The organism is Archangium sp., assembly GCF_057119385.1.
Genome location: NZ_DBNGVP010000117.1, coordinates 76,761 through 101,855 on the forward strand (window position 1 = coordinate 76,761; position 25,095 = coordinate 101,855).

20 protein-coding genes are annotated in these 25,095 nt (G+C 69.2%); 15 read left to right on the forward strand and 5 right to left on the reverse strand.

Annotated features, from left to right (window positions below; genetic code table 11):
• Positions 1–107: 107 nt before the first annotated feature.
• Complete coding sequence (locus AC16DP_RS28370; protein ID WP_329728300.1) at positions 108–2,543, forward strand: ribonucleoside-diphosphate reductase subunit alpha; 2,436 nt, start codon at positions 108–110, stop codon at positions 2,541–2,543.
• An 8-nt stretch (positions 2,544–2,551) separates the two neighbouring features.
• Positions 2,552–3,595 (forward strand): ribonucleotide-diphosphate reductase subunit beta, encoded by a 1,044-nt coding sequence (locus AC16DP_RS28375; RefSeq protein ID WP_329728301.1) that lies wholly within the window; start codon positions 2,552–2,554, stop codon positions 3,593–3,595.
• A 91-nt stretch (positions 3,596–3,686) separates the two neighbouring features.
• Here the strand turns inward: AC16DP_RS28375 and glmS are convergent, their stop codons facing one another.
• The 3 genes from glmS to AC16DP_RS28390 all read right to left on the reverse strand — a co-directional run bounded on the left by glmS (position 3,687) and on the right by AC16DP_RS28390 (position 7,434).
• Complete coding sequence (gene glmS, locus AC16DP_RS28380) at positions 3,687–5,522, reverse strand: glutamine--fructose-6-phosphate transaminase (isomerizing) (RefSeq protein ID WP_329728302.1); 1,836 nt, start codon at positions 5,520–5,522, stop codon at positions 3,687–3,689.
• 108 nt (positions 5,523–5,630) lie between these two features.
• Positions 5,631–7,067 carry a bifunctional UDP-N-acetylglucosamine diphosphorylase/glucosamine-1-phosphate N-acetyltransferase GlmU gene (glmU, locus tag AC16DP_RS28385; protein ID WP_329728303.1) on the reverse strand — a complete coding sequence of 479 codons (1,437 nt, stop codon included), beginning with the start codon at positions 7,065–7,067 and terminating at the stop codon, positions 5,631–5,633.
• 34 nt (positions 7,068–7,101) lie between these two features.
• The gene (locus AC16DP_RS28390; RefSeq protein WP_329728304.1) at positions 7,102–7,434 is read right to left on the reverse strand and encodes a hypothetical protein; all 333 of its coding nucleotides are present in this window, start codon (positions 7,432–7,434) and stop codon (positions 7,102–7,104) included.
• 56 nt (positions 7,435–7,490) lie between these two features.
• On the opposite strand from AC16DP_RS28390, the gene ggt reads away from it, so the two are divergent.
• Together ggt and AC16DP_RS28400 are read left to right on the forward strand one after the other, a co-directional pair.
• Positions 7,491–9,257, forward strand: coding sequence for a gamma-glutamyltransferase (gene ggt / locus AC16DP_RS28395; RefSeq protein WP_329728305.1), 1,767 nt, complete (start codon positions 7,491–7,493; stop codon positions 9,255–9,257).
• Positions 9,258–9,277: 20 nt separating this feature from the next.
• Positions 9,278–10,060: a TatD family hydrolase gene (locus AC16DP_RS28400; protein WP_329728306.1), complete on the forward strand. Its 783-nt coding sequence runs from the start codon at positions 9,278–9,280 to the stop codon at positions 10,058–10,060.
• Here the strand turns inward: AC16DP_RS28400 and AC16DP_RS28405 are convergent.
• Positions 10,057–10,323 (reverse strand): hypothetical protein, encoded by a 267-nt coding sequence (locus tag AC16DP_RS28405; protein WP_047855751.1) that lies wholly within the window; start codon positions 10,321–10,323, stop codon positions 10,057–10,059. The two genes, AC16DP_RS28400 and AC16DP_RS28405, sit on opposite strands and share 4 nt — an antisense overlap.
• Positions 10,324–10,697: 374 nt before the next feature.
• Here AC16DP_RS28405 and AC16DP_RS28410 point away from each other — a divergent pair, with 374 nt between their 5' ends.
• From AC16DP_RS28410 to AC16DP_RS28440, 7 genes are all read left to right on the forward strand, one after another.
• The gene (locus AC16DP_RS28410) at positions 10,698–10,934 is read left to right on the forward strand and encodes a hypothetical protein (RefSeq protein ID WP_329728307.1); all 237 of its coding nucleotides are present in this window, start codon (positions 10,698–10,700) and stop codon (positions 10,932–10,934) included.
• 14 nt (positions 10,935–10,948) lie between these two features.
• A complete protein-coding gene (locus AC16DP_RS28415) occupies positions 10,949–11,893 on the forward strand; it encodes an amidohydrolase family protein (RefSeq protein WP_329728308.1) in 945 nt (314 codons plus the stop codon).
• Between the two features lie 96 nt (positions 11,894–11,989).
• Positions 11,990–12,367, forward strand: a complete 378-nt coding sequence (locus tag AC16DP_RS28420; protein ID WP_043414414.1) for a response regulator — start codon at positions 11,990–11,992, stop codon at positions 12,365–12,367.
• 107 nt (positions 12,368–12,474) lie between these two features.
• Positions 12,475–13,296, forward strand: a complete 822-nt coding sequence (locus AC16DP_RS28425) for an ABC transporter ATP-binding protein (protein ID WP_329728309.1) — start codon at positions 12,475–12,477, stop codon at positions 13,294–13,296.
• Entirely contained in the window at positions 13,293–14,948 is a 1,656-nt protein-coding gene (locus tag AC16DP_RS28430) for a hypothetical protein (RefSeq protein WP_329728310.1), read from the forward strand. The genes AC16DP_RS28425 and AC16DP_RS28430 overlap by 4 nt, the downstream gene beginning before the upstream one ends.
• Before the next feature lie 812 nt (positions 14,949–15,760).
• Positions 15,761–16,546, forward strand: a complete 786-nt coding sequence (locus tag AC16DP_RS28435; RefSeq protein ID WP_329728311.1) for an alpha/beta fold hydrolase — start codon at positions 15,761–15,763, stop codon at positions 16,544–16,546.
• A 17-nt stretch (positions 16,547–16,563) separates the two neighbouring features.
• Positions 16,564–17,133: a hypothetical protein gene (locus AC16DP_RS28440; RefSeq protein ID WP_329728312.1), complete on the forward strand. Its 570-nt coding sequence runs from the start codon at positions 16,564–16,566 to the stop codon at positions 17,131–17,133.
• Between the two features lie 136 nt (positions 17,134–17,269).
• Here AC16DP_RS28440 and AC16DP_RS28445 read toward each other — a convergent pair whose 3' ends face one another.
• A complete protein-coding gene (locus AC16DP_RS28445) occupies positions 17,270–18,466 on the reverse strand; it encodes a vWA domain-containing protein (RefSeq protein WP_329728313.1) in 1,197 nt (398 codons plus the stop codon).
• Positions 18,467–18,667: 201 nt separating this feature from the next.
• Here AC16DP_RS28445 and AC16DP_RS28450 point away from each other — a divergent pair, with 201 nt between their 5' ends.
• From AC16DP_RS28450 to AC16DP_RS28465, 4 genes are all read left to right on the forward strand, one after another.
• Positions 18,668–19,507, forward strand: a complete 840-nt coding sequence (locus AC16DP_RS28450; protein WP_329728314.1) for a histone deacetylase family protein — start codon at positions 18,668–18,670, stop codon at positions 19,505–19,507.
• A gap of 106 nt (positions 19,508–19,613) precedes the next feature.
• The gene (locus AC16DP_RS28455) at positions 19,614–21,692 is read left to right on the forward strand and encodes a sulfatase family protein (protein WP_329728315.1); all 2,079 of its coding nucleotides are present in this window, start codon (positions 19,614–19,616) and stop codon (positions 21,690–21,692) included.
• The gene (locus AC16DP_RS28460; RefSeq protein WP_329728316.1) at positions 21,689–23,923 is read left to right on the forward strand and encodes a sulfatase family protein; all 2,235 of its coding nucleotides are present in this window, start codon (positions 21,689–21,691) and stop codon (positions 23,921–23,923) included. The genes AC16DP_RS28455 and AC16DP_RS28460 overlap by 4 nt, the downstream gene beginning before the upstream one ends.
• Positions 23,924–23,969: 46 nt before the next feature.
• Positions 23,970–24,737, forward strand: coding sequence for a hypothetical protein (locus AC16DP_RS28465; protein WP_329728317.1), 768 nt, complete (start codon positions 23,970–23,972; stop codon positions 24,735–24,737).
• The last annotated feature ends 358 nt before the right edge of the window (positions 24,738–25,095 follow it).

The following is a 25,095-nucleotide window of genomic DNA, read 5'->3' on the forward strand; positions in this document are numbered from 1 at the left end:
GAGGGGGGCGAGGGTCGGCTCGGCGAGTCATCGCACGTCGCAATGCGCGACACGGGCAGCCCTTTTCCTCCGCGGATCCACACGGTCGCGAACGGAGGAGGAGGAGCATGCTGAACGGAACCCACATCACGTCCACGACAACGCCGCCGCACACCACCATGCGGGTGCGCAAGCGCAACGGGGTGCTCGAGGGCGCGGACCTGAACAAGATCGTCCGGGCGATCGGCCGCTGTTGCGACGGGCTGCGCCAGGTGGATGCCATCCGCGTGGCGACGAAGACGATCGTCGGCCTCTATGACGGGGCCTCGACGCAGGAGTTGGATCAGCTCTCCATCCAGACCGCGGCCTCGCTGACGCTGGAGGAGCCCGAGTACGCGAAGCTCGCGGCGCGGCTGCTCGCCACGTACATCGACAAGGAGGTCTCCGGGCAGGAGATCCACTCCTTCTCGCAGTCGATCGCCGCCGCGCACAAGCTGGGCCTCGTGAACGAGCGCGTGGCCCGGCTCGTCTCCACGAACGCGCGCAAGCTGAACGACACGATCGACCCCTCGCGCAACCGGCTCTTCGAGTACTTCGGGCTGCGGACGGTCTATGACCGCTACCTGCTCAAGCACCCGACGACGCGCGAGGTGCTGGAGACGCCGCAGCACTTCTTCATGCGCATCGCGGTGGCGCTCGGGGAGACGGTGCCCGAGGCGCTGGAGCTCTACCGGCTCTTCTCGATGCTCGAGTACGTGCCGAGCTCCCCCACCCTGTTCAACTCGGGCACGTGCCACGAGCAGCTGTCGTCGTGCTTCCTGCTGGACTCGCCCGGGGACGAGCTGGAGAGCATCTACCAGCGGTACACGGACGTGGCGATGCTCTCGAAGTTCTCGGGAGGCATCGGGCTGGCGTACCACCGGGTGCGCTCGCGCGGCTCGCTGATCGGGAGCACGAACGGGCACAGCAACGGCATCGTCCCGTGGCTGAAGACGCTGGATGCGTCGGTGGCGGCGGTGAACCAGGGTGGGAAGCGCAAGGGCGCGGCCTGCGTGTACCTGGAGACGTGGCACGCGGACCTGGAGGAGTTCCTCGAGCTGCGGGACAACACCGGTGACGAGGCGCGGCGCACGCACAACCTGAACCTCGCGAACTGGATCCCCGACCTCTTCATGAAGCGCGTCGAGGCGGATGGGAACTGGTCCCTCTTCGACCCGAAGGGGGTGCCGCACCTCACGGACCTCTACGGCGAGGAGTTCGAGCGCGCCTACGAGCAGGCCGAGCAGAAGGGCCTGGCGGCGAAGACGCTGAAGGCGCGCGAGCTGTACGGGCGCATGATGCGGACGCTGGCGCAGACCGGGAACGGGTGGATGACGTTCAAGGACAAGTCCAACCGGGCGTGCAACCAGACGGCGCTGCCGGGCCGGGTCGTGCACCTGTCCAATCTCTGCACGGAGATCCTCGAGGTGACGTCAGGGGACGAGACGGCCGTGTGCAACCTCGGCTCCATCAACCTCGCGCGGCACACGTCGGTGGACGAGCGCGGCCGGGTGAGCTTCGACTGGGAGAAGCTGGGGAAGACGGTGCGGACGGCGGTGCGGCAGTTGGCTCGGGTGATCGACCTGAACTACTACCCCATCCCCTCGGCGAAGAGCTCGAACCTCCGCTGGCGCCCGGTGGGCCTGGGCATCATGGGCCTGCAGGACGTGTTCTTCCAGATGCGCCTGCCCTTCGACAGCGCCGAGGCGCGGGCCGTCTCGCGGAAGATCTCCGAGGACATCTACTTCCACGCGCTCTCCGCCTCGACGGAGCTGGCGGCCGAGCACGGTGCCCACCCGGCCTTCTCCGAGACGCGGGCGGCGCGCGGTGAGCTCCAGTTCGACGCGTGGAACGTGGTCCCCGAGGACTCGGCGCGCTGGGACGCGCTGCGTGCCCGGGTGAAGCAGGTGGGCCTGCGCAACTCGCTGCTGATCGCGATCGCCCCCACGGCGACCATCGCGTCCATCGCGGGCTGCTACGAGTGCATCGAGCCCCAGGTGTCCAACCTCTTCAAGCGCGAGACGCTCTCGGGGGACTTCCTCCAGGTCAACCGCTACCTCGTGGAGGAGCTGAAGGCGCTCGGGCTGTGGAACGAGGACATGCGGGCCCGCATCAAGCTCGCGGAGGGCTCCATCCAGTCGCTCGAGGAGATTCCCGCCGACGTGCGGGCCATCTACCGCACGGCGTGGGAGCTGCCGATGCGCTCGCTGATCGACATGGCGGCGGACCGGGGCGCCTTCATCGACCAGAGCCAGTCGCTCAACCTGTTCATGGAGGCGCCGAACATCGGCCAGCTCAGCTCCATGTACATGTACGCGTGGAAGAAGGGGCTGAAGACGACGTACTACCTGCGCTCGCGGCCGGCCACGCGCATCGCGAAGACCACCGCCGACGCGTCCCGGAACGGCGCGGACACGAAGACGAACGGTGTCAGCGAGATGGCCCGAGCCGAGCCGAAGCCCACCGATGAGCAGGCCATCGCCTGCTCTCTCGAGAACCCCGAAGCCTGCGAGGCCTGCCAGTGATTGCCTACATGACGTCCAACAAGGTCTCGCACGCGACGCCCAAGACGGGTGCGCGCCTGCTGGACCCAGGCATGAACCTCACACTGCGCCCGATGCAGTACCCGGTCTTCTTCGAGATGTACCGCAACGCCATCAAGAACACCTGGACGGTGGAGGAGGTGGACTTCTCGACGGACGTGGGGGACCTGCGCTCGAAGATGACGGCGGCGGACCGGCACCTCATCCAGCGGCTGGTGGCCTTCTTCGCGACGGGCGACTCCATCGTGGCGAACAACCTCGTGCTGAACCTCTACAAGCACGTGAACGCCCCCGAGGCGCGCATGTACCTGTCGCGGCAGCTCTACGAGGAGGCGCTGCACGTGCAGTTCTACCTCACGCTGCTCGACACGTACGTGCCGGACCCGGCCGAGCGCGCAAGGGCCTTCGCGGCGATCGACACCATCCCGAGCATCCGCAAGAAGGCGGAGTTCTGCTTCAAGTGGATGGACTCCATCGGCGAGCTGGAGCGGCTGGAGACGCGGGAGCAGCGGAGGAAGTTCCTGCTGAACCTCATCTGCTTCGCGGCCTGCATCGAGGGGCTCTTCTTCTTCGCGGCGTTCGCGTACGTGTACTTCCTGCGCTCGCGGGGGCTGCTGCACGGGCTGGCCGCGGGGACGAACTGGGTCTTCCGCGACGAGAGCGCGCACATGGCCTTCGCCTTCGAGGTGGTGAAGACGGTGCGGCGCGAGGAGCCGGGCCTCTTCGACGCGGAGATGGAGCGGGAGGTGGCCACCATGCTGGAGGAGGCGGTGGCGTGCGAGCTCCAGTTCGCCGAGGACCTGCTGGGAATGGGCGTCGCGGGCCTGTCCGTGCACGAGATGCGGCAGTACCTGGAGTTCGTGGCCGATCAGCGGCTGGTGATGCTGGACCTGCCGAAGCGCTACGGCGCGAAGAACCCGTTCGGCTTCATGGACCTGCAGGACGTGCAGGAGCTGGCGAACTTCTTCGAGCGCCGCGTCTCGGCGTACCAGGTGGGCGTCGCCGGAGAGGTCACCTTCGACGCGGCCTTCTGACCGGAAGGCGGAGCTGGACATGAAAACGCCCGGGGGCCTCGAAGCGAGGCATCCCCGGGCGGGTTGAATCGCAGGACCGATCCGGCGCGGACTACTCGACCGTCACGCTCTTGGCGAGGTTGCGCGGCTGATCCACGTCGTTCCCGCGCAGGTCCGCCACGTGGTAGGCGAGCAGCTGCAGGGGAATCGTGGCCACCACCGGCGCGAGCAGCGCGCTGGCGGCCGGGATGCGGATGACATGGTCGGCCAGCGAGGCCACGTGCGCGTCATCCTCGTCGATGATCGCGATGACCTTGCCGCCGCGGGCCCGCACCTCCTCGATGTTGCCGATGATCTTCTCGTAGGCCACGTGCGGCTGCTTGGGCGCGATGACCACCACCGGCATCTTCTCGTCGATGAGCGCGATGGGACCGTGCTTCATCTCGCCGCCGGCATAACCCTCGGCGTGGATGTAGGAGATCTCCTTGAGCTTGAGCGCGCCCTCGAGCGCCACCGGGTGCATCGGGCCGCGGCCGAGGAAGAGGAAGTCCTGCGAGCTCATGAACTCGCGCGCCACGCGCTTGACCGAGGTCTCGCACTTGAGCACGTCCTCGATCATCTTGGGGATCTCGGTCAGCGAGGTCAGGTGCTCCTGCGCCGCCTTGACGGTGAGCGTGCCGCGCATGCGGCCGAGCTTCACCGCCAGCAGGTAGAGCCCCACCAGCTGCGTGGTGAAGGCCTTGGTGGAGGCCACGCCGATTTCCGGACCCGCGTTGGTGAGGATGGTGATGTCCGCCTCACGCGTCATGGCGCTGCCGATGACGTTGCACAGCGCGAGCGACGTGGCGCCACGCGCCTTGGCCTCCTTGAAGGCCGCCAGCGTGTCCGCCGTCTCGCCCGACTGGCTGATGGCGATGGCCAGGTGCGAGGGCTCCACGATGGGATCGCGGTAGCGGAACTCACTGGCCAGCTCCACCTCCACCGGGATGCGCGCCAGCGACTCGATCATCGCCTTGCCGGCAATCCCCGAGTGCCACGAGGTGCCGCACGCCAGGATGGTCACCTTGGTGATCGCCCGCACCTTCTCGGGGCTGAGGTTCCAGCCCTCGAAGTGCACGTCGCCCTCGGAGAGGAGCATGCGGCCGCGCAGCGTGTCCGCCACCGCGCGAGGCTGCTCCATGATCTCCTTGTGCATGAAGTGCTTGTGGCCGCCCTTCTCCGCCATCATCGGCGTCCAGTCGATGCGGCGGGTGGGCCGGTTCACCTTCTGGCCGGAGCGGCCGTAGATGTCCACGCTCGAGGCGGTGATGACGGCCAGGTCACCCTCCTCCATGTAGACGAAGTCGCGCGTGTGCTCGAGCAGCGCCGGCACGTCGCTGGCCACGAAGTTCTGTCCCTGGCCCAGGCCGAGCACCATGGGAGAGGAGTCCTTGGTGCAGACGATGCGGTGGGGGTCGCTGGCCGTCACCACCGCCAGGGCGTAGGTGCCCTTCACCTGGGCGATGGCCGCGCGCACCGCCGCCGGCAGGTCCAGGCCGCTCTTGAGCTCATCGGAGATGAGGTGGGCGAAGACCTCGGAGTCCGTCTCGGAGGAGAAGTGGTGCCCCTTGGCGCGCAGCTCCTCCTTGAGGGCCAGGTGGTTCTCGATGATGCCGTTGTGCACCACCGCCACATCACCATAGGTGTGCGGGTGGGCGTTCTCGTCCGAGGGACGCCCATGCGTGGCCCAGCGCGTGTGGCCGATGCCGATGGTGCCCTGGGGCACGTCGGTCTGGACGCGGTTCTCCAGGTTCTTCAGCTTGCCCGTGGCCCGCACCACGTTCAGGACGTTGCGGTTCACCACCGCCACGCCCGCGGAGTCATACCCGCGGTACTCGAGCTTCTTCAGCCCGGACACCAGGATGGGAGCCGACTCCTTGTCCCCAACGTACCCAACAATGCCGCACATGTTGTCCGTCCTCTCTCACGCCCGAACCCCGGATTGCAAATTCCGGGGGCATTTCCACCCACATCGGGCGACACCTGTCGCCCTCGAGACAAGCAAGACGCGGGCCGTCTAACCCGCGGAGGCCTTGTCCGGCTTGGAAGGGCCAGCTTCCGCGGACTTGGCCATGCGCGCCTTCTTCCTCTCCACCCAGCCTTCCATGTTGAGCTGTGGCGTACGGGACACGGCGAGGCTCCCGGGAGGCACATCTTTCGTCACCGTGGTGCCCGCACCGACATACGCACCGTCCCCGACTTTCACAGGGGCCACCAGCTGCGAGTCCGAGCCGATGAAGACACCATCGCCCAGCTCGGTGACGTGCTTGTTCACCCCGTCGTAATTACAGGTGATGGTGCCGGCGCCCACGTTGACCTTGGCGCCGATCTTCGCGTCGCCCAGGTAGGCCAGGTGGTTGGCCTTGGAGCCGCGGCCGAGGCGGGCCTTCTTCGTCTCCACGAAGTTGCCCAGGTGCACCTCCTCGGCGAGGTCCGTGCCGGGCCGCAGCCGCGCGAAGGGGCCGAGGATGCAGCGCTCGCCCACCCGGGCCTCCTCCAGGACGGTGTACGGCTTGATGGTCGTCCCGTCGGCCACCGAGGAGGCGTGCAGGACGCTGCCCTGTCCGATGCTGACGTCGCGGCCGACCACCGTGGCGCCCGAGAGCGTCACCATGGGGGCGAGCTCCGTGTCGGACCCGATGGCCACGCCCTCCTCGATGTACGTGGTGGCGGGGTCCGTCAGGGTGACGCCGTTGCGCATGTGCCAGGTGTTGATGCGCGCCTGGAGCTCCTTGCCCCGCGCCGCCAGCTCCACCCGGTCATTCACACCGGCCGTCTCGCCGAACTCGGCGTCGATGGAGCCCACCGGGCCCTGGGCCGCGGCCATCTCCACCAGGTCCGTCAGGTAGAACTCGCCCTGCGCGTTCGCGCTGCGGATGTTGGCCAGCGCCTTCCAGAGGAACGAGGACTCCACCAGGTAGATGCCGGCGTTGCACTCGCGCACCTGGCGCTGCTCGGGGGTGGCGTCCTTGTGCTCGACGATGCGCACCACCTTGCCCATCTCCCGGATGACGCGGCCGTAACCGGTGGGATCCGCCGGAGACGTGGACACCAGCGAGAGCACGCCGCCGCTCTTGTCGTGCGCGGCGGACAGGGCCTCGAGCGTCTCGCGGCGCACCAGCGGCACGTCTCCGTAGAGGATGAGCACGCGCCCGTTGAAGTCCTTCAGCGCGGCTTCCGCCGAGCGCACCGCGTCCGCCGTGCCGCGCTGCTCCTTCTGGAGCGCGAAGCGCAGGGGCGCGGTGGGGAAATGAGCGCGGATGGAGCGCTCCACCTCGTCTGCCTGGTGGCCTACCACCGGCACCACGGGGGAGGCGCCCAGCTCCAGCGCTCGCATGAGGGGATAGGCACAGATGGGCTTGCCGAGGATGGGGTGAAGGACCTTGGCCTTCTCCGACTTCATCCGCGTGCCCTTGCCAGCGCACAACACCACCGCCGCCAGAGGAACTGTCATAGGCGGCGATTACTAGGGATGCGAAAGCGGCGCGTCAACCGCGAGCGGGTGGGCGCGTGGAGCGGATGCCCTCCGGGCGAGCCTTCACGGAAACGGACAGCGTGTTGCTCTGCACGGTGATACCGAACGTCGGTTTGAGGAACACCGTCGTCACCGTGACCTCTGGCGAGGCCGACGTCTGCTTCATTGTCGTCAGGTTGGCGTTCATGTTTCCCCCGGCGCGACGAACCGTCATGCACAGGATGCCTTCACCTGTGCCCCGGTCAAACTCCAGGCCGGGCATGCTGGTGTCAGCCGGACACTTCTCGATGTTGAAACGTTTCTTGGCGGGTCCGAGCCGCGGCCGGGGATACTCCAGAACGCCCACTCGCGGAAGCGCCAGGTGGGCCCCCGACGGAGGCTCTTCACGTGGAGACGGTAAAGATGCGGACTCACCAAAACGGGTGGGCAGTGGCACTGATGGCACTGGTCATGGCGTGGCCCGCGTGGGCGGCGCGGCCGTACCGGGGCGGAGCGGTGGCCACGGCGCACCCGATGGCGAGCGAGGCCGCGCTGAGGATGCTGGAGAAGGGCGGCAACTCGGTGGACGCGGCGGTGGCGGCGGCCTTCACGCTGGGTGTGGTGGGCCCGTACCACTCGGGCATTGGCGGCGGGGGCTTCGCGCTGGTGCACGACGCGAAGACGGGCGGGACGCAGGTGCTGGACTTCCGCGAGGTGGCGCCCAAGGGGGCCACGCGCGACATGTACCTGAAGGACGGACAGGTGGTGCCCGGGCTGTCCACGGATGGCGCGACGAGCGTGGCGGTGCCCGGCGCGGTGGCCGGCTACCTGGAGCTGCTGGAGAAGCACGGCAAGCTGCCCCGCGCCGTGGTGCTGCAGCCGGCCATCGACGCCGCTCGCAACGGCTTCTGGGTGTCTCCCAAGTACCAGGGCATGGCCACCCTGCGGCGCGACTGCCTGCGGCAGGACCCGGACGCCTCGCGCATCTTCCTCGTGAAGAACGACCAGGGCGAGCTGGACGTGCCGCCCATCGGCCACCTCGTGAAGCAGCCGGAGCTGGCCCGCACGCTCCAGACGCTCGCGAAGAGCGGCCCCAAGGCCTTCTACTCGGGCCCCCTGGCCCTGGCCATGGTGGACACGGTGAAGGCGGGCGGCGGCACGCTCTCGCTCGAGGACCTGAAGGACTTCAAGACGCGCACGCATGCGCCGCTGGAGGGCAGCTACCGCGGCCACCGCATCCTCACCATGCCGCCGCCGAGCGCGGGGGGACTGGCGGTGGTGCAGGTGCTCGGCGCGCTGGAGAAGCTGCGCCCCCAGGGCCTGGACTTCCGCGAGCCGGAGTCGCTCCACCTCTACACCGAGGCGGTGCGCCGCGTGTACGTGGACCGGGTGAAGTACCTGGGGGACCCGGCCTTCGTGAAGATCCCCATGGAGCGCCTCACCTCGGTGGGCTACATCGCGGACCTCGCGGGCAGCATCGACCCGAAGAAGGCCACGCCGAGTGCCTCGCTGCTGCCTCCCGTGGAGGGCGCCAGCGGCTCCACGCTCAAGAAGCCGGACGGCACCTGGTACGACCCCTCCACCGCGCCCGAGAAGAAGAACACCACGCACATCTCCGTCATCGACAAGGACGGCAACGCGGTGGCCCTCACCACCACGGTGAACTACGCCTTCGGCTCGTGTGTCGTCGCCAAGGGCACCGGCATCCTCCTCAACGACGAGATGGATGACTTCGCCGCGCGGCCCGGCGTGCCCAACGCCTACGGGCTGGTGACGGGCGAGGCCAACGCCATCGCCCCGGGCAAGGTGCCCCTGTCCTCCATGTCCCCCACGCTCGTCTTCTCCAAGGAGGACCCCAAGAAGGTGATGCTGGCGGTGGGCAGCCCGGGCGGCTCCACCATCCCCACCACCGTCATCCAGGTCATCTCCAACATCGTGGACCAGAAGATGGACGTGGTGCGCGCGGTGGGACTGGGCCGGCTGCACCACCAGTACCTGCCGGATGAGCTGTGGGTGGACCGCTACGGCCTGGAGCCCGCCACGCAGGCGGCGCTGGAGGCCAAGGGCCACAAGATTCGCAAGCAGGAGGCCTGGGGCGACGCCGAGGCCGTCTACAGCGATCCCAAGACGAACCTGCGCTACGCGGGGAGCGATCCGCGCAACGAGGGCGCCGCCCTCGGCCAGGACTGACGGACAGGACGGAACGAACCGTGGCGACCACCCTCCTCCAGCTCTTCGACGCGCACCTCCACCCGGAGGCCCTCAGCGACCAGGACCTCGAGTCCATGCGCTTCTTCGGGGTGGAGCGGGCGTTGGTGGTGGCCCACCACCTGCCCGAGCCCACGCCCAAGGCCCTGCGCAAGCACTTCGACGACCTGATGCTCCGGCAATTGCCCCGCCTGGAGCGGCTGGGCATCCGCGCCTGGGCCGCCCTGGGCGTGCACCCGCGCTGCATCCCCCGCCGCGGCCTGTCCGAGGTGCTCGCGAGCCTCCCGGACTACTTCCGCGGCGGACGCGTGGTGGCCCTCGGCGAGACGGGCCTGCACGCGGGCGGCATCGAGGAGGAGGAGGCCTTCCTCGAGCAGCTCGCGCTCGCGCGTCAGCTCAAGCTGAAGGTGCTGGTGCACACCCCGGTGCGCGACAAGGAGCGCCACACCCGGCGCATCCTCACCCTGCTGCGCGACTCCGGCATCCGGCCTTCACGCGTGCTGGTGGACCACGCCAACGGCCGCACCGTGCGCAACATCCTCGGCTGTGGGCATTGGGCGGGGCTGACGTTGCACCCCGAGGCACTCAAGGCCGAACGTGCCGTGGCGCTGGTGCGCCGGCTTGGCAGTGAACGGCTGGTGCTCAACTCGGATGCCGGCGATGGCGCCGGCGACATCCTCGGGCTCGCGCGCGTGGCCCACATGCTGGCCAAGGCGAAGCTGTCGGAACGAGTGGTGAAGCGCGTGGCTCATGACAACGCCGCGCGCTTCTACCGGCCTCGTTAATGAAGCGCGCTGGACTCTTCCGGGTGCAGCGTCAACCGCTGCGCCTCGTCCAGCCTGGCCTGCACCGGGATGCCCCGATGCCGGTACTGCGCCAGCGAGTCCGCCACTTCGTCCAGCAACAGCTGGTAGCGCTCGTCCAGCTCCACGGCAATCAACATCATCGTCTCGCCCGCGTCCTCGACGCCCGGGCGGTACACCTGGCAACGCTGGAACCGCGCCCAGCGGCCATTCTCCATCTTCACAAGCTCGCCATCGTAAGCCATGCGCAGTCCCCCTTTCGACCGTCCGACAGGAAGTCGGGAAGTGAATGGACCCACTGTAAGCACAAATTTTCCGCGCGTCACCCCCCCTGCTGAAAATTCGTGAAAGGCCCCTGATATTGGTCGTTTACCCGACGCTTTCCCTCGCGGCGGCTCCACCCCCCAGCCGAGCGGAGTCCAGGTTGTAAATTTGCTGGGCTGTTAAGTTGTTGATTTCCACCGCTCCGCGTTGGCCGGATGCGTCAACGGCTCGACACCCGCGCGCGGGAGGAGCAGCCCGGCCCGTCCCCGAGGGAGCCCCGGGCGGCGCGGGAGCACGCGCGCGGTGCCCGTGAGTCCGGTGGCAAGAGGGCACGCCTTCCCTTAGATTGGTTGGGATGAAGTTGACCCAGTTGTTCCGTCGCGATCGGACCGTCATCAAGCGCGCGGACGCGCAGGACCAGGCCGAGAAGATATTGGCCGAGTCGCTCCGTCTGCTCAGCCAGGTGTGCACCAAGGTCGCCGATCTCATCGAGACGCAGCGGCTGGAGCGCGCCGGCTACTCGAACAACGCCTATCTCCAGCGGCTGGACAACCCGCCGAAGCCGGGAGAGGCGAAGCGCAAGAAGGAGTAGGGCTCCTCCCGCGCATGAGCCACTCCGACGAGTCCCCGGCCTGCCTGGGCGCCGCCTCCGGCTGGCTGGCGTCTGGAAGCTCGACACTGCCCCTGCCAGCCCTGAACGACGAGGAGGGGCCCCGGCTGCCCGAGGGGCTGCCGCCCGTGGTGGATGCCCACGTCCACCTCTTCCCGGACGGCGTCTTCGAGGCCATCTGGCGCTGGTTCGAGCAGTACGGCTGGCCCATCCGCTACAAGCTGCACACGCCCCAGGTGGTGTCCTTCCTGCTGTCGCGCGGGGTGCACCGGGTGGTGGCGCTGCACTACGCGCACAAGCCGGGCATGGCGCGCTTCCTCAACGCCTACGTCGCCGAGGTGGCCCGGGCCGAGCCGCGCGTGTTGGGGCTGGCCACCGTGCTGCCGGGCGAAGAGGGCGCGGCGGACATCCTCGCCGAGGCCTTCGCGGCGGGCCTCAAGGGCGTGAAGCTGCACTGCCACGTGCAGTGCTTCGCCCCGGACGCGCCCGCGCTCCACGAGGTGTACGAGGCCTGTGCCCGGGCCGGGCGGCCCCTGGTGATGCACGCTGGCCGCGAGCCCGCCAGCCCTCAGTACAAGTGCGACGTGCACGCCCTCTGCTCGGCCGAGCGCGTGGAGCGGGTCCTCGAGGACCACCCGGGCCTCAAGCTGTGCATCCCCCACCTGGGCGCGGACGAGTTCGACGCGTACGAGCGGCTCCTGGAGCGCTACGACACCCTCTGGCTGGACACCACCATGGCCGTGGCCGGTTATTTCCCCATTCCGGTGCCCCGCCGCTTGCTGGAAGTCCGTCCCGAGCGCATTCTCTACGGCACGGACTTCCCCAACCTGCCGTACGCCTGGGACCGCGAGCTCAAGCAGTTGCTGTCCCTCGAGCTCGGGGACGAGGTGGAGGCAGGCATCCTGGGGCAGAACGCCCTCCAGCTTTTCGAGGGATGTTGAAAACCGGGCACACCCCTTCCGGAACGGGAAAGCCATTCCCATGTTGCCCCGCATAGAATCCGCCTTCCCTGCCGGAATCAGCATCGAGGCCCCGCCATGTCCTACATCCTGGTCGTCGACGACGACGCGAGCCACCGCACGCTCATCTGCGATGCCCTGGAGGAGATGGGCTATCGCACGGAACAGGCCGGTAACGGCCGTGAGGCCCTCGACACCCTCGAGGGCGAGATTCCCCAGGCCGTCCTGCTCGACCTGCGCATGCCGGTGATGAGCGGCTGGGGCCTGCTGGATGCCCTCAAGAAGATGCCGCGGGCGCGCGGACTGCCGATCATCATCATCTCGGGCTACGGCTTCGAGTGGGAGGCGGAGCTGGTGGGCGCCGCCGGCTACATCTCCAAGCCCGTGGACCTGGACAAGGTGCGGATGACGGTGCAGCGCATCATCGGCCCGCCCGAAGTGGCCATGGTGCACTGAGCAGGAGCCTCCCACGCCACCTCCCAGGTGCCAGGTCCTTCATGCGGGCCTCGGACATCGGGGGGATTGTGGGAGGGTGGCGGAGTCGGCTCTGATCCGGCCCGCGCATGTCCCCCACCCCAACGAATCTGGCCGTCGACGCCCATGGGCTCGTGAAGCGCTTCGGCGAATTCACCGCGCTCAACGGGATGGAGCTGTCCATCCCCCGCGGCTCCTTCTACGCCTTCCTCGGCCCCAACGGGGCGGGCAAGTCCACCACCATCGCGCTGCTCACCGGGGTGTACGCACCGGACGCCGGCCGCATCTCCCTCTTGGGGGTGGACGCGGTGGCCCGGCCGCTGGAGGTCAAACGCCACATCGGCGTAGTGCCCGAGGAGCTGAGCCTCTTCGAGCGGCTCACCGGCCGGCAGTACCTCACCTTCTGCGGGCGGATGTACGGGCTGAGCGGGGACGAGGCGGCGGCGCGGGCGGCCGAGCTGCTCGAGCTCACGGAGCTGACGTACAAGGCGGGCGCGCTGGTGGCCGAGTACTCCAAGGGCATGCGGCGGCGGCTGGCCATCGCCGCGGCGCTGATCCACGCGCCGGAGCTGGTGCTGCTGGACGAGCCCTTCGAGGGCATCGACGTGCTGGCCGCGGGCGTCATCCGCGAGCTGCTGCGCGAGCTGAGCCGGCGGGGCGTGACGCTGCTGCTCACCACGCACGTGCTGGAGATCGCGGAGCGGCTGGCCACGCACGCGGGCGTCATCCGCGGCGGGAGGATGCTGGACCAGGGCACGGTGCAGCAGTTGATGGAGCGCTATGACGCGCCCTCGCTGGAGGCCGTGTTCGAGAAGCTCATCTCCGTGCCGGCCGCGCGCAACGCGAAGCTGTCCTTCTACGGGGAAGCACCGCCCGCCGAGGTGGTTCCGCTGCGCCGGGGGTCCGCGTGAACCGGGTGGCCGCGCCGGGCTTCTTCCGGCACCTGTGGCTGTTGTGGGGCCTGCGCCTGGACATCGGACTCAACCAGGGAGCGGGCCGGAGCCCGTTCATGGCGGTGGCCGCCTTCCTGCTCTCGAGCGCGCCGGCCTGGGGCCTGGGCGTGACGTTCTACGGGTTGATGCGGCTCAAGCCCATCGCCGAGAACGGCGTGTGGCCCTTCTTCATCCTCAACCTGCTGTGCTTCGTCACGTCGGCGGTGTGGGTGACGTGGCCGCTGATGAGCGCGGGCGTGGATGACCACTCGGAGCTGAGCCGCTACGCCCCCTTCCCCATCTCGCCCTTCCGGCTGCTCATCGCGTCCACGGTGGCGAGCCTCTTCGAGCCGCGCGCGCTCGTCTTCTACGCGCCCTTGACGGGAGCGGCGCTGGGCTTCGCCTCGGTGCACCCGCTGCGATTGAAGTGGTTCGCGGTGCTGCTCTACGTGCTGTTCGCCCTGCTCAACGCAGCCTGGAGCCGGGTGGCCCTGCACTCGGTGCTCAACGTGCTGCGCGAGAAGCACAGCGCCCAGCTCATTGGTGGCGGCTTCGTGGTGTTCCTCGTGGCCGCGTCCCTCATCCCGCCCATCGATACCTCGTGGCTGACGGCCGTGGGCGAGGGGGGCGTGGACAAGCTGGACATGGCCCTCATCATCGACGCGACGATTGCGTTGGGACGGGTGCCCTCGGGCTTCTTCGGGGACGCGCTGCTGGAGCTGAGCTATGGGTACCGGCGCAATGCGCTGGTGGACGGCGTGGGCATGGTCTTCTTCGCCCTGCTGGGGCTGGGGCTCGCGTACGCGCTGCTGCTGCGCTTCCACCGCAACGTGGGCCGCGCCGGCCCGGCCGTGAAGGAGTCCGGGGACAATGATCCGTTCGCCCGCACGCGCACCACGTACACCACGCTGCTGGCGCGCGAGGCGCTGGATTTGTGGCGCAACCCGCGTGCGCGGCTGCTCGCGGCCGTGCCCTTCGTGCTGGCCATCCTGCTGAAGCTGACGTCGGGACGGGCCCTCTTCGAGTACCTGCTGGGCGCGAGCGTGGATGCCTGGTTGATGGGCGGCCTGTGCATCTACGGCGCGGTGGTGATGGCGTCCACGTTCTCGCAGAACACGTTCGCCTATGACGGGCACGGGCTGGCCATGCTCATCGCCGCCCCCGTGGAGCTGGGGGACGTGCTGCGGGCGAAGAACGTGGTGCAGGGCTCGGCGGCCGGGGCCATGGCCCTGCTGGTGGGAGTGTTCTACCGGGTGTACTTCGGCAAGGGCTCGGCGCTGGACTTCCTGTGCGCCATGGCGGCCGTGGTGGCCGTCGTCCCCGTGCTGCTCGCCGCCGGCAACTTCCTGTCCCTGTACTTCCCCGTGAAGTTCCACGCGAGCCTCAAACGCCGGGACAAGCTGCCCCTCACCGCCTCCATGCTCGGCATCGTCGCGGCGAGCGTGGGCTGTGCCCCCTTCGCCTGGGCCCTGCGATTCGCCGGGAAGAGCGGGCCGAGTGGGCAGACGCTGGCGATGATCGCCCTGTGCGCCGCCTTCAACGTCATCGTGTACCGCTCGCTGCTCCCCCTGGCCCTGCGCCTGCTCGGACAGCGGCGGGAGATCGTGCTGCGCGCGGTGACGAGGGAGTGATCTATCCGGACCTTCGCCTCCGAGGTCCGGATGAACTCCGCGCCGATACACTTCCTATTTCCCGCTGGATTGTCTCCAGATTCTCGCGAACGACCTCGTACTGAGGCTCTTTCGGAGAAGCAGCGCGGAAGTGCCGCTCGGTCAGAGCCAGCAAACGACGGGCGGCCGAGAGATGAGAGGGATGGGCCTGAGCCCAGCGAGCGAAGAGGACGGCGACATGCATCCGCCGCTCCAAGTTCGAGTAACCCAGTCGATGGATACGCCGGAATGCCCTTCCAAACGCTGGCCAAGGTGCATTTCGGCCATACGCTCCCAACAGCAACTCCTCGGCAACCCTTCTGCGAGTCTCGCGCCTTTCCCAATCCGTCTTGTCCTTGGCGAGCATCCTTCGCTGCAAGGCCAGGAACTCCCGCTCGTATCGGACATAGGTCGCATGCCGTAGAGCCACATAGAGCCTGGCCAGTTCCTCGGCGCCTTCCATCCACCGCGCATGGAAGTCCTTCTCCTTCCGTGTCATAGACAAGGCTTTCCGTCGAACTCAGCTGGCCAGAAGTCTTCCGACGCTACATCGGGCACCCGAGCCCGACAATCCGGCTCGTGCATCCTCGGCCGCGATGCACCCGCGAGGACCATGGACCCGACCTCCATCCGTACGGTGACGCTCCTGCGTGAGCAGGTACCGGACTTCAACTGCGATCCGTTCAACTTGCCCACTACCGCCTGACTCGCGACTTCCTCCTCCATCGCGAGCGCTACCTCCGCGAATTGATGGAGGGCCACGACGAGGATTGAGCGCGTGCTAGAAAGCACCCATGCCCATCGCCGAGCTCAACCACCAAGGCATCTATTTCGAGGACTCCGGCGGCTCCGGTCCCGCCATCATCCTCGCCCACGGCTTCCTCATGGACAGCCGCATGTTCGACGCGCAGGTCCAGGCGCTCGCCCCCGCCTTCCGCGTCATCCGCTGGGACGCCCGCGGCTTCGGCCGCACCCGCTGGGATGGCAAGCCCTTCGACCTCTATGACTCCGCCGCCGACTGCATCGCCCTGCTCGACCACCTCGGCATCCGCCAGGCCGTCGTCGGCGGCATGTCCCAGGGCGGCTACTGCGCCCTCCGCGTCGCCCTCCGCTACCCCGACCGCGTCCGCGCCCTCGTCCTCATGAGCACCCGCGGCACCATCGACGAGCCCGAGGTCCGCGCCGGCTACCTCCAGACGCGCGACCTCTGGGGCACCCCGGGCGCCACCGAGAACATCATCCAGTTCCTCGCCGGCGGCATCATCGGCGACTCCCGCTTCCACTCCCCCTGGCTCGACCGCTGGCGCCAGACTCCCAAGGACCACTTCGTCGCCGCGATGAACAACCTCATCGACCGCGACGACATCCGGCCCCGCCTCGGTGACATCCACTGCCCCGCCATCGTGTTCCACGGCACCGATGACACCGGCATCCCCCCCTCCGAGGGCGAGCTCCTCCACAAGAGCCTCCCCGGCAGCACGCGCCTCGTGCTCGTCCCCGGCGCCGCCCACGCCGCCAACATGACCCACCCCGACGCCGTCAATCCTCCCCTCGTGGAGTTCCTGCGCGCCCACGCGTGAGTCTTGGAGGTACGTCCATGGACCTGCACCCCATCGCTGGAGTCGTCTGGTACGCCATCGGGCGCTTCTACGAGGCCCCCGATGGGTCGCTGCAGGACCTGGGCTACTTCGCCCACCTCGCGGGCATCGAGCCCCTCTTCAACGGCACGCCCGGCGAGGGCTCGGCATTCTTCACCTTCCGCTCCGAGCCCTTCACCGCCCGGAAGTTCCAGAATGGCGACCTGTCGGTGTCGCTCGACGCCACCGGCAGCTTCACGCTGTACCTCCACCGCGAGCCCTGTGGTGACTTCTCCCGCCCGGAGACGTTCTCCCGCGGCGAGCCCATCGCCACCTTCCAGCGGCTGTCCTCCGTGGTGGGGACTTCCGTGGGCCCGCTCGGCACCAACCTGTTCTCCGCCGTCCTGCGCTCCAGCACCCCGTTCCACTTCCAGGGCAGGAGCTACAACCTCGAGCGGCTCATGCCCCACGGCATCACCCAGCTCGGCGTGGCCAGCACCACCGCCATGACTCCCCCGCAGGGTTTCAAGACCATGACTCCGTTCGTCGGTTCCGCCATGGCCGCCGGTGGGAGCGTGCGCTGGCCGTAGGGACCAGGGGTCCCCAAGTCGCTCGCAACCCGAGTGCTCCAGATACCCTCACCCCGTCCCTCTCCCGAAGGGAGAGGGGTTGTTGGGGCCAGTGGGTGATGGGGGCTTTGTGATGGGGGCTTCGTGATGGGGCCGCTCAGTAGGTGAGGCCGTACTTCGCCGCCTTCTCCTTCACGCCCTTCATCACGTTCGCGTCGAACGAGTCCTCCTTCTCCGCCACGTTCTTCGCCCTCCACGCGTCCCGCTCCGACGCCAGCTTCGCCGCCTTCTCTTCCAGCGCCTTCCGCTCCCCCGCCAGCTGCTTCACCTTCGCGTCCCTCGCCGCCGCGTCCAGCCCCTTCAACTCCTGCGGCAGCTCGTCGTCCTTCACGCTCGCCAACGCCTCCGGCTGCGCCGCCAGGTCCACCGCTCCTCCCACCGCCTCCGGCGCGCTGCTCACCGCCGCCGCCGCCGGCGCCCTCCCCGCTCCTCGCGTCGTCTTCAGGAACTGGATGCGCTCCGCCGCCGCCTCCGGCGCCAGCGTCGCCATCTGCTCCGCCCTCGCCCGGTTCGCCACCTGCGCTTCCTTCTTCCCCGCGTACAGCGTCTTGCTCGCCAGCTCCGCGTTCACCTTCGCCAGCTCCGCGTCATATGGCGTCGCCACCGCCACCATCCCGCCCGACTGCTCCAGCGACTCGTACCGCCCATCCGTCGTCTTCGCCGCCAACTTCCAGTGCGTCTCCGTCTCCGGATCCCCTCCGCACCGCACCGTGTTCACCACGATGTGCTTCTCCGCCGCCCGCTTCGCCCAGTGGTTGAAGTTCCAGTCGTCGTTGCGCTGCGCCGGCGGCGCGTCCCCCACCAGGAAGATGAGCTTCATCGTCTCCCGGCTCGGGTCCCACGACAGCTTCGACACCGCCTCGCCCAACCCCCGCCCCACGTGCTCCGGCGTGTCTCCCCCTCCTCCCGCCTCCAGCTTCCTCAGGTGCGTGAAGAGGCCGTCCAGGTCCTCCGTCAGCTCGTACCGCTTCGTCACGTAGTCGTCCCCCACGTCCCGGTACGCCACCAGCCCCACCCTCACCCGCGGCGTGGGCTTGCCCTGCGCGATGCGCGACGCGATCGAGAAGATCTTCTGCTTCGCCCCCTCGATCAGCCCCGCCATCGAGCCCGTCGTGTCCAGCACGAACACCACGTCGATCCTCGGACGCATCTGCTGCTGCTGAGACGGCGGGACTGGGGCGCCCTGGGACTGGGCGGGCTTCTGGGGCGCCTCGGCGAGGGCCAGGGGGGACGCGAACGTCAAGAGGGCCAGCGCGGCCCCGAGCATGGGGCGCGAAACGGACTTCAGGGTCATGGCAGGGCTCCGGGGAGAGGTAATCCGGGTCGAAATTCCAGCGCGCGCTCGCTGGTGTAACGGACGAGCCTCCCATCGGGTCTAACGGGTCCAACGCCTCCCGTTGCACCCGCTCCGCCCAGGCGCTACGCCTGTCCACCCGTGCGCGTCTTCCACTGCGACCAGTACGTCGTCCCCCTCCCCCCAGGGCACCGCTTCCCCATGGAGAAGTACCGCCTGCTGCGCGAGCTCCTCCTGGAGCGCGGCGTGCTCTCCCCCAGCCAGCTCCAGCCCTCCGTCCCCATCTCGCGCACGGACCTGGAGCGCGTCCACACCCCGCGCTACCTCGACGCCCTCTGGTCCGGCACCCTCTCCGACGCCGAGCTCCGCCGCCTGGGCTTCCCCTGGTCCCAGGATCTGCTCGTGCGCTCTTGCGCTTCCGTGGGTGGCACCGTGGGCGCCGCCCGCGCCGCCCTCGAGGACGGCATCTCCGGCAACCTCGCCGGAGGCACCCACCACGCATTCCCCGACCATGGCGAGGGCTACTGCGTCTTCAACGACATCGCCGTGGCCATCCGCGTCCTCCAGGCCGAGCGCCGCATCCAGCGCGCCGTCGTCGTGGACCTCGACGTCCACCAGGGCAACGGCACCGCCGCCGTCTTCGAGGGCGATGACTCCGTCTTCACCTTCTCCATCCACGGCGAGCACAACTTCCCCTTCCGCAAGCAGCGCTCCAGCCGCGACGTGGGTCTGCCCGATGGTGTGGATGACCGCGCCTACCTCGACGTGCTCGCCACCCACCTGCACGAGGTGCTCGAGGCGGCCGGGGCCGACATCCTCTTCTACCAGGCCGGCGTGGACCCGCTCGCCGAGGACTCGCTCGGCCGGCTGTCCCTCACCCATGCCGGCATGCGCGAGCGCGACCTCTTCGTGCTCCAGGCCGCATGGCATCGAGGCCTGCCCATCGTGCTCACCCTCGGGGGCGGCTACGCCAGGCCCATCACGGCCACCCTGGAAGCCCACGTGGGCACCTACGAGACCGCCCTCTCCGTCTTCCGGTGAGGGGTGACCTTCCTGGGGCCCCCCCGCCGGGACCGGGAGCGGGCAAGGAGGCTTCCCAGCCGCAATTCCTTGCATGCCCATCGGCGGATCGGGTTTCTTGCCCGGCATGAGTTCTCACCCGCCCGCTTCCCGGGTCTCGAGGGCACGGCCCTGGCTCGAGGCGGCTGGCCTGGGCGCCGGCCTCCTCCTGGCCCTGCACCTGCTCTCGCTCGGGGCCTTCCTGCTCCCCGCGTGGCGGCAACTCACCGGTCAGGTGCGGCAGGAGATGTCCGCCCTCACCGTCCACATCCTCGGCTTCCAGGCCGCGCTCATCCTCGGGGTGGTGCTCGTGGGCGCCCTGTGCGGCGTCACGGCCCGCGTCCTCCTCCTCGGCCTCGGCCTGCGTCCCTCCCGCCCCCGGGTGGCCGGCCTCGGCGTGCTGCTCGCCGCCGTGCAGGTGGCCCGAACCATCGCCCACCGCCCCGCCCTCTTCGAGGACATGCTCTGGCGCGCCGGTGGCCCGCGCGCGCGCTTCCAGGTGGCACTCGTGGAAGGTCTCGGCGAGCGGAGCCTGGACCTGCTCCTGCTCTGTCTCGGCGCCGCCTGGGCCGTGGCCGCGCTCGTGCGGCACCGCCAGCTCCTGCTCGGGCGCAGGGCCCTCTTCACCGGCGGGGCGGTGCTCCTCGTGGCCCTCGCCTCCGCCCTGCCGATGAAGCACACCTCGCGCGCCCAGGGCCGGTCCATCATCATCCTCGCCGCCGACTCGCTCCGGCCCGACCGCTTCACCTCCGAGGGCAACCCGCGCGACACCACGCCCCACCTGGATGCCCTGCGCGGCAAGAGCCTGTGGGTGGCCAACCACTTCGTGCCCATCGCCAGCACCACCGCGTCGTGGACCTCGCTGCTCACGGGCGTCTACCCGCACCGCCACGGCATCCGGGACCTCTTCCCTCGCGCCGAAGTGACGAACGTGCTGCTGCCCACGCTCCCCCGCGTGCTCGCCGCCCAGGGCTACAACACCGCCGTGGTGAGCGACTACGCCGGTGAGATGTTCAACCGCGTCCGCTACGGCTTCGACGTCGTCGACGCTCCTCCCGAAACCAGCGTCGAGGTCTTCGCGGACCGCGAGTCCTTCCAGCGCCTGCCCCTCGCGCTCGCCTTCTTCAGCGGCCCGCTCGGCCAGCGCCTGTTCCCCGTGGCCCGCTACCTCCCGGTGAACGCCGACCCCTCCGTGCTCACCGAGCGCGTCCTCGCCCAGCTCGAGCGGCTCGAGTCCAGCGACAAGCCCTTCCTCCTGGTGGCCTTCTACTCCGTCACCCACGCGCCCTTCGCCCCGCCCATGCCGGACGCGAATGCCTATACGCGCCCGGACTACGCCGGCTCCAGCCGCTACTCGTACGAAATCCAGCAGCTCAATGACCTTGCCCGCGTCTCCGAGCGTCCGCCCGATTCCGACATCGAGCAGATCCGCGCCCTCTACGACGGCAGCCTCCGGGCCTTCGATCGCGAGGTGGGCCGTCTCGTCGAGCGGCTCGAGGCCGATGGCGTCAAGGACCGGCTCCTCGTCGTGACGGGAGACCACGGCGAGAACCTCTTCGAGCCCGGCACCACCACCGAGCACGGCAAGTGGTTCGAGGGCGGTGATGCCGCCAATCGCACCGCCCTGCTGCTCCAGGGCCCCGGCATCGCTCCCGGCACCCGCGAGGGGCTCGCCAGCGGCGTGGACCTGATGCCCACGATTCTCGACGCGCTCCAGCTGAAGGTGCCCGAGGGGCTCGATGGCCGCTCCCTGCTCCAGCCGATTCCCGAGGACCGCACCCTCTTCGCCGAGACCACCCTCTGGCTCGGAGGCCCCCGGTCGCAACCGCCCGGTGCCCTCACCTACCCGGCCCTGCTGGAGCTGCTGGAGGTCGAGCCCGGCACGCATGCGCTCGTGCTCAAGCGCTCGTGGCTGGACCGGACGGTGACCGCCAAGCTCCGCGCCGCACGCCGAGGACCCTGGGAGCTCGTCTACATGCCGACGAACGAGTCGCCCCGCTGGCGGCTGTTCGACCTGAAGGCGGATCCCCACGCGCAGCGCGACCTGGCCAGCGAGCACCCGGACGTCACCGCCTCGCTGCGCGCCGAGTTGCTGCGCTGGATGGAGCAGGATCCCCTGCGCTGGCTGGATGCGCGCGAGCACCTCGTCTACCGGGAAGAACAATGAGGCATGCGCGGATGCTCGTGCTGCTGGTGCTGCTGGCCGGCGCGCTAGGGCTGGCCTTCTCCCTGAGGCCCCACGCCGCGCCCCCCACGTCCCCGCGGCTCATCGATGCCCTGGCCAATGCCCTCGAGGTCCCGGCCCCGCCCTCGGAGCCGGCGCTGCTCGAGCTGGACAGCTTCCCGGACACCACGGGCCACGCCGCGCTCGCCGTGCCCATCCCCGTGGAGCCCGTGCGTGGCTTCGTGCTCCGCGTCCTGATGGCCCCTACCGAAGGCCCCCGCCCCGCCATCACCCTGCGCAGCCTCAACGCCGCCGAGGCCGCCGCCTTCGGTGGCCAGCCCCGTCCCATCGACGGGCCCCTCCCCGGCAAGGAGCTGGGGCCCTGTCTGCGATCCTCGCGCGCCCCCAACGGGCAGTGGATGTGCCAGCGCTTCGACCACCTGCCCCCGAACGCGGGCGCGGGCCTGCTCGTCATCTCCGGCTCGGCCAACGCCGTGCGCCGCATCGAGGTGCTGAACGCGGACATGCCGGACTGGCGCACCCCGGGCAACCCCATCCTCACCCGCCTCATCCGCCGCGCCGCCAACGCCACCCCGACGGGCTCCAGCTGGCGCACGGGGCTCGTGGCCCGCCCCGGTGGCCGCTACACCTTCGAGGTCACCCTCCCCGAGCGCGCCGAGCTCTGGGTGGGCCTCGGCCACGAGCAGGGCTCGCGCGGTGCCCCGGTGCGTTTCATCGCCCGCCAGGATGACCGCGTGCTGTTCGACGAGGTGGTGCCCGCCGACCTGAAGTGGCACGACCAGCGGCTGCGCCTGGAGGGCGAGGCCGGTCAACGCTCGCGCATCACCCTCGAGGCCCAGGCCGCCGGTGGCACCGGCGAGGCGCGCGGCCTCTGGGCCAATCCCCGCGTCATGGGCGCCTCGTCCGCTCCCAACATCCTGCTCATCACCGTGGACGCCCTGCGCGCCGATCACCTGGGCACCTATGGCTATGGGCGCAACACCTCGCCGATGATCGATCACATCGCGCGCTCGGGTGTCCAGTTCGACCGGGCAACGGCCCAGTCCTGTCTAACGTGGCCCTCCCTCACCGCGCTGATGGCCGGCCGCCATCCCCTCAACACCGGCGTCCAGGAGCGCGGGCAGCGGCCTCCGCCCGACCTCGCCACCCTTCCCCAGCTCCTCGCCGCGCACGGCTACGACACCTTCGCCGGCACGGACCAGGCCCTCTTCCCCCCCATCGACCTGTCCGACTTCGACGACGCCGAGCGCATCAACGTCTTCATCAAGCCCTCGCCCCAGAAGCAGCTCGAGCGGCTCGCCGCGCAGTTCGCCGACCACCCCACCTTCGCCTGGTTCCACCTGGAGAACGTCCACTACCCGCTCACCCCCCGTCAGCCGCTCCGGTTCGACCCCGGCTACGAGGGACGCTTCCAGAACGCCTTCACCCAGGAGGACCACAACCAGTTCATGTCTCCCGGCGACGTCACGCCCCGCGAGCAGGAGCACATCAACGCGCTCTATGACTCGGCCATCGTGGACGCGGACCAGGAGATCCAGACGCTGCTCGCCACGCTGGACCAGCACGGCGTGCTGGAGCGCACCATCGTCGTCATCACCGCCGACCACGGCGAGCGGCTCGGCGAGCACGGCGCCGTGCTCGAGCACGTCGCGCCCCACGACTCCGTCCTGCGCATCCCGCTCATCATCGCCTGGGAGGGGAACCTCGCCGCCGGGCAGCGTGTCCCGTCCCGCGTCCAGCTCATCGACCTGTTCCCCACCCTGCTCTCGCTCGCCGGAGTGCCGCACCCGCCCGGGCTCGACGGGAGGGACCTGGCCCCCGCGCTCCACGGCGAGCCGCTCCCCGAGGCCCCCGCCTACTCCGACTGCAAGGGCTACTTCTTCGCGCAGTACCGGGGCGATGAGCTCGTCATCATCAACCCCGAGGGCAAGGAGTCCGTGCTCGCCTACGGCCTGCGCACCACCGTGAAGCCTCGCGAGCTGTATGACCTGGCGAAGGATCCCTCCGGACAGCGCGACATCGCCGGAGAAGACTCCGCCCGGGCCGAAGCCGCCGCCACCGCCCTGCGCGCGCAGCTCGAGCTGTGGAAGCAGCGGAGCAACTCGGCGCAGCAGGGTCACATCGGCCAGGCCGCCATCGAGGCCCTCCAGCAGGCCGGCTACCTCCAGGGCGCCCCGGATCCCGACGCGGAGGCGGCCCGGCCCCGCGAATGACCCGGGGGTGGTCCACGGGGGCCGGGCTCTCGGTTAGGCTCGGGGCATGAGCCAGAACCCCCAGGTGTGGATGCTCGGACGCGGAGTCCTGCTCGCCGTGTGGATGACGGGCACCCTCGCACGTGCGTACCAGACGCCTCCCGGTGACGTCTACCCGAACGTCACCCGCTCGGATCAGGGCTTCGTCGTGACGTACCGATCGTCAATCGAGGACCGGCACTTCTCCCGGCCCTACGGCCTCGATGGAAAGCCCTCGGCCGAGGCGAAGGTCATCCCCGCCTCCAAGGTCCCTCCCACCGTCCGGACCGTCAACCGGTGGCCCAAGGTCCCGGGCATGTCCCCCGAGACCGAGCAGGCCGTCCTCCGGCGCGTCCTCCTCGGATACGGCTCGACCGTCGCCGTCGTGAGCGACGGCTCGAACGTGGAGTGGATCCACATCTACCAGGGCGAGGCCCAGCGGTGCCACCTGCGGATCGCCTCCCTCGAGCAGCGCTGCTCCGCGTTCGGAAGAGTGCTCGACGGCCCCATGGGACTCTCGTTGATCACCGAGCCCCTGCAGAACGGCTCCGAGCGCGGCATCTTCTGGATCAACGAGTACCACCAGCTCGTGTTCAGCACCTGGGTGCCCTATTCCTACGGGCCCGTGCACACCCGGCTCGTGTGGAATGAGTTCGGCGGGGAGACGTCGCTGTCCTGCGCCGTGAACGGCGACGTGGCCCTGCTCGCCGCCCATGTTCCCAACGAGAAGGGGCTGTTCCAGATCGAGACGTGGGCCATGCGCTGGCCCGCTCGGCCCGCGGCTCCGGGCAAGTAGCCACGGGTCTCGGGTTCAACCCGGGGCCCGTGGCACCCTCACCCCGTCCCTCTCCCGAAGGGAGAGGGGTTCTTGGGGGCTCTTGGGGGTTCTTGGGGGTTCTTGTCAGCCAAGGATCCCTTCTGCAATCAGTGCATCTGCGCCTCGTACAATTGCAAGAGGCGAGCTGGCGTTTCTGTGCGTGCTGAGCACGGCCGAACGTCCCGAGCCCACGCCCGGGACGTTCCCTGTCCGCTAGCCCGGATTATTCACCGGGACAGAGGAGAAGGAGGGCGGTTGCGGGCGTAACGCCCTGATTTAGCTTGGGTTTGCTCAAGACTCAGGCCGCCTCAGAAACGCACGCCCGCATGACACAGCG

What these genes read in the sequence shown, in the direction of transcription:
- AC16DP_RS28370 (WP_329728300.1), top strand. Translation starts at nt 108, where the DNA reads ATGCTGAACGGAACCCACATCACGTCCACGACAACGCCGCCGCACACC.
- AC16DP_RS28375 (WP_329728301.1), top strand. Translation starts at nt 2,552, where the DNA reads ATGACGTCCAACAAGGTCTCGCACGCGACGCCCAAGACGGGTGCGCGC.
- glmS (WP_329728302.1), bottom strand. Translation starts at nt 5,522, where the DNA reads ATGTGCGGCATTGTTGGGTACGTTGGGGACAAGGAGTCGGCTCCCATC.
- glmU (WP_329728303.1), bottom strand. Translation starts at nt 7,067, where the DNA reads ATGACAGTTCCTCTGGCGGCGGTGGTGTTGTGCGCTGGCAAGGGCACG.
- ggt (WP_329728305.1), top strand. Translation starts at nt 7,491, where the DNA reads ATGCGGACTCACCAAAACGGGTGGGCAGTGGCACTGATGGCACTGGTC.
- AC16DP_RS28405 (WP_047855751.1), bottom strand. Translation starts at nt 10,323, where the DNA reads ATGGCTTACGATGGCGAGCTTGTGAAGATGGAGAATGGCCGCTGGGCG.
- AC16DP_RS28410 (WP_329728307.1), top strand. Translation starts at nt 10,698, where the DNA reads ATGAAGTTGACCCAGTTGTTCCGTCGCGATCGGACCGTCATCAAGCGC.
- AC16DP_RS28415 (WP_329728308.1), top strand. Translation starts at nt 10,949, where the DNA reads ATGAGCCACTCCGACGAGTCCCCGGCCTGCCTGGGCGCCGCCTCCGGC.
- AC16DP_RS28420 (WP_043414414.1), top strand. Translation starts at nt 11,990, where the DNA reads ATGTCCTACATCCTGGTCGTCGACGACGACGCGAGCCACCGCACGCTC.
- AC16DP_RS28425 (WP_329728309.1), top strand. Translation starts at nt 12,475, where the DNA reads ATGTCCCCCACCCCAACGAATCTGGCCGTCGACGCCCATGGGCTCGTG.
- AC16DP_RS28435 (WP_329728311.1), top strand. Translation starts at nt 15,761, where the DNA reads ATGCCCATCGCCGAGCTCAACCACCAAGGCATCTATTTCGAGGACTCC.
- AC16DP_RS28440 (WP_329728312.1), top strand. Translation starts at nt 16,564, where the DNA reads ATGGACCTGCACCCCATCGCTGGAGTCGTCTGGTACGCCATCGGGCGC.
- AC16DP_RS28445 (WP_329728313.1), bottom strand. Translation starts at nt 18,466, where the DNA reads ATGACCCTGAAGTCCGTTTCGCGCCCCATGCTCGGGGCCGCGCTGGCC.
- AC16DP_RS28450 (WP_329728314.1), top strand. Translation starts at nt 18,668, where the DNA reads ATGGAGAAGTACCGCCTGCTGCGCGAGCTCCTCCTGGAGCGCGGCGTG.
- AC16DP_RS28455 (WP_329728315.1), top strand. Translation starts at nt 19,614, where the DNA reads ATGAGTTCTCACCCGCCCGCTTCCCGGGTCTCGAGGGCACGGCCCTGG.
- AC16DP_RS28460 (WP_329728316.1), top strand. Translation starts at nt 21,689, where the DNA reads ATGAGGCATGCGCGGATGCTCGTGCTGCTGGTGCTGCTGGCCGGCGCG.
- AC16DP_RS28465 (WP_329728317.1), top strand. Translation starts at nt 23,970, where the DNA reads ATGAGCCAGAACCCCCAGGTGTGGATGCTCGGACGCGGAGTCCTGCTC.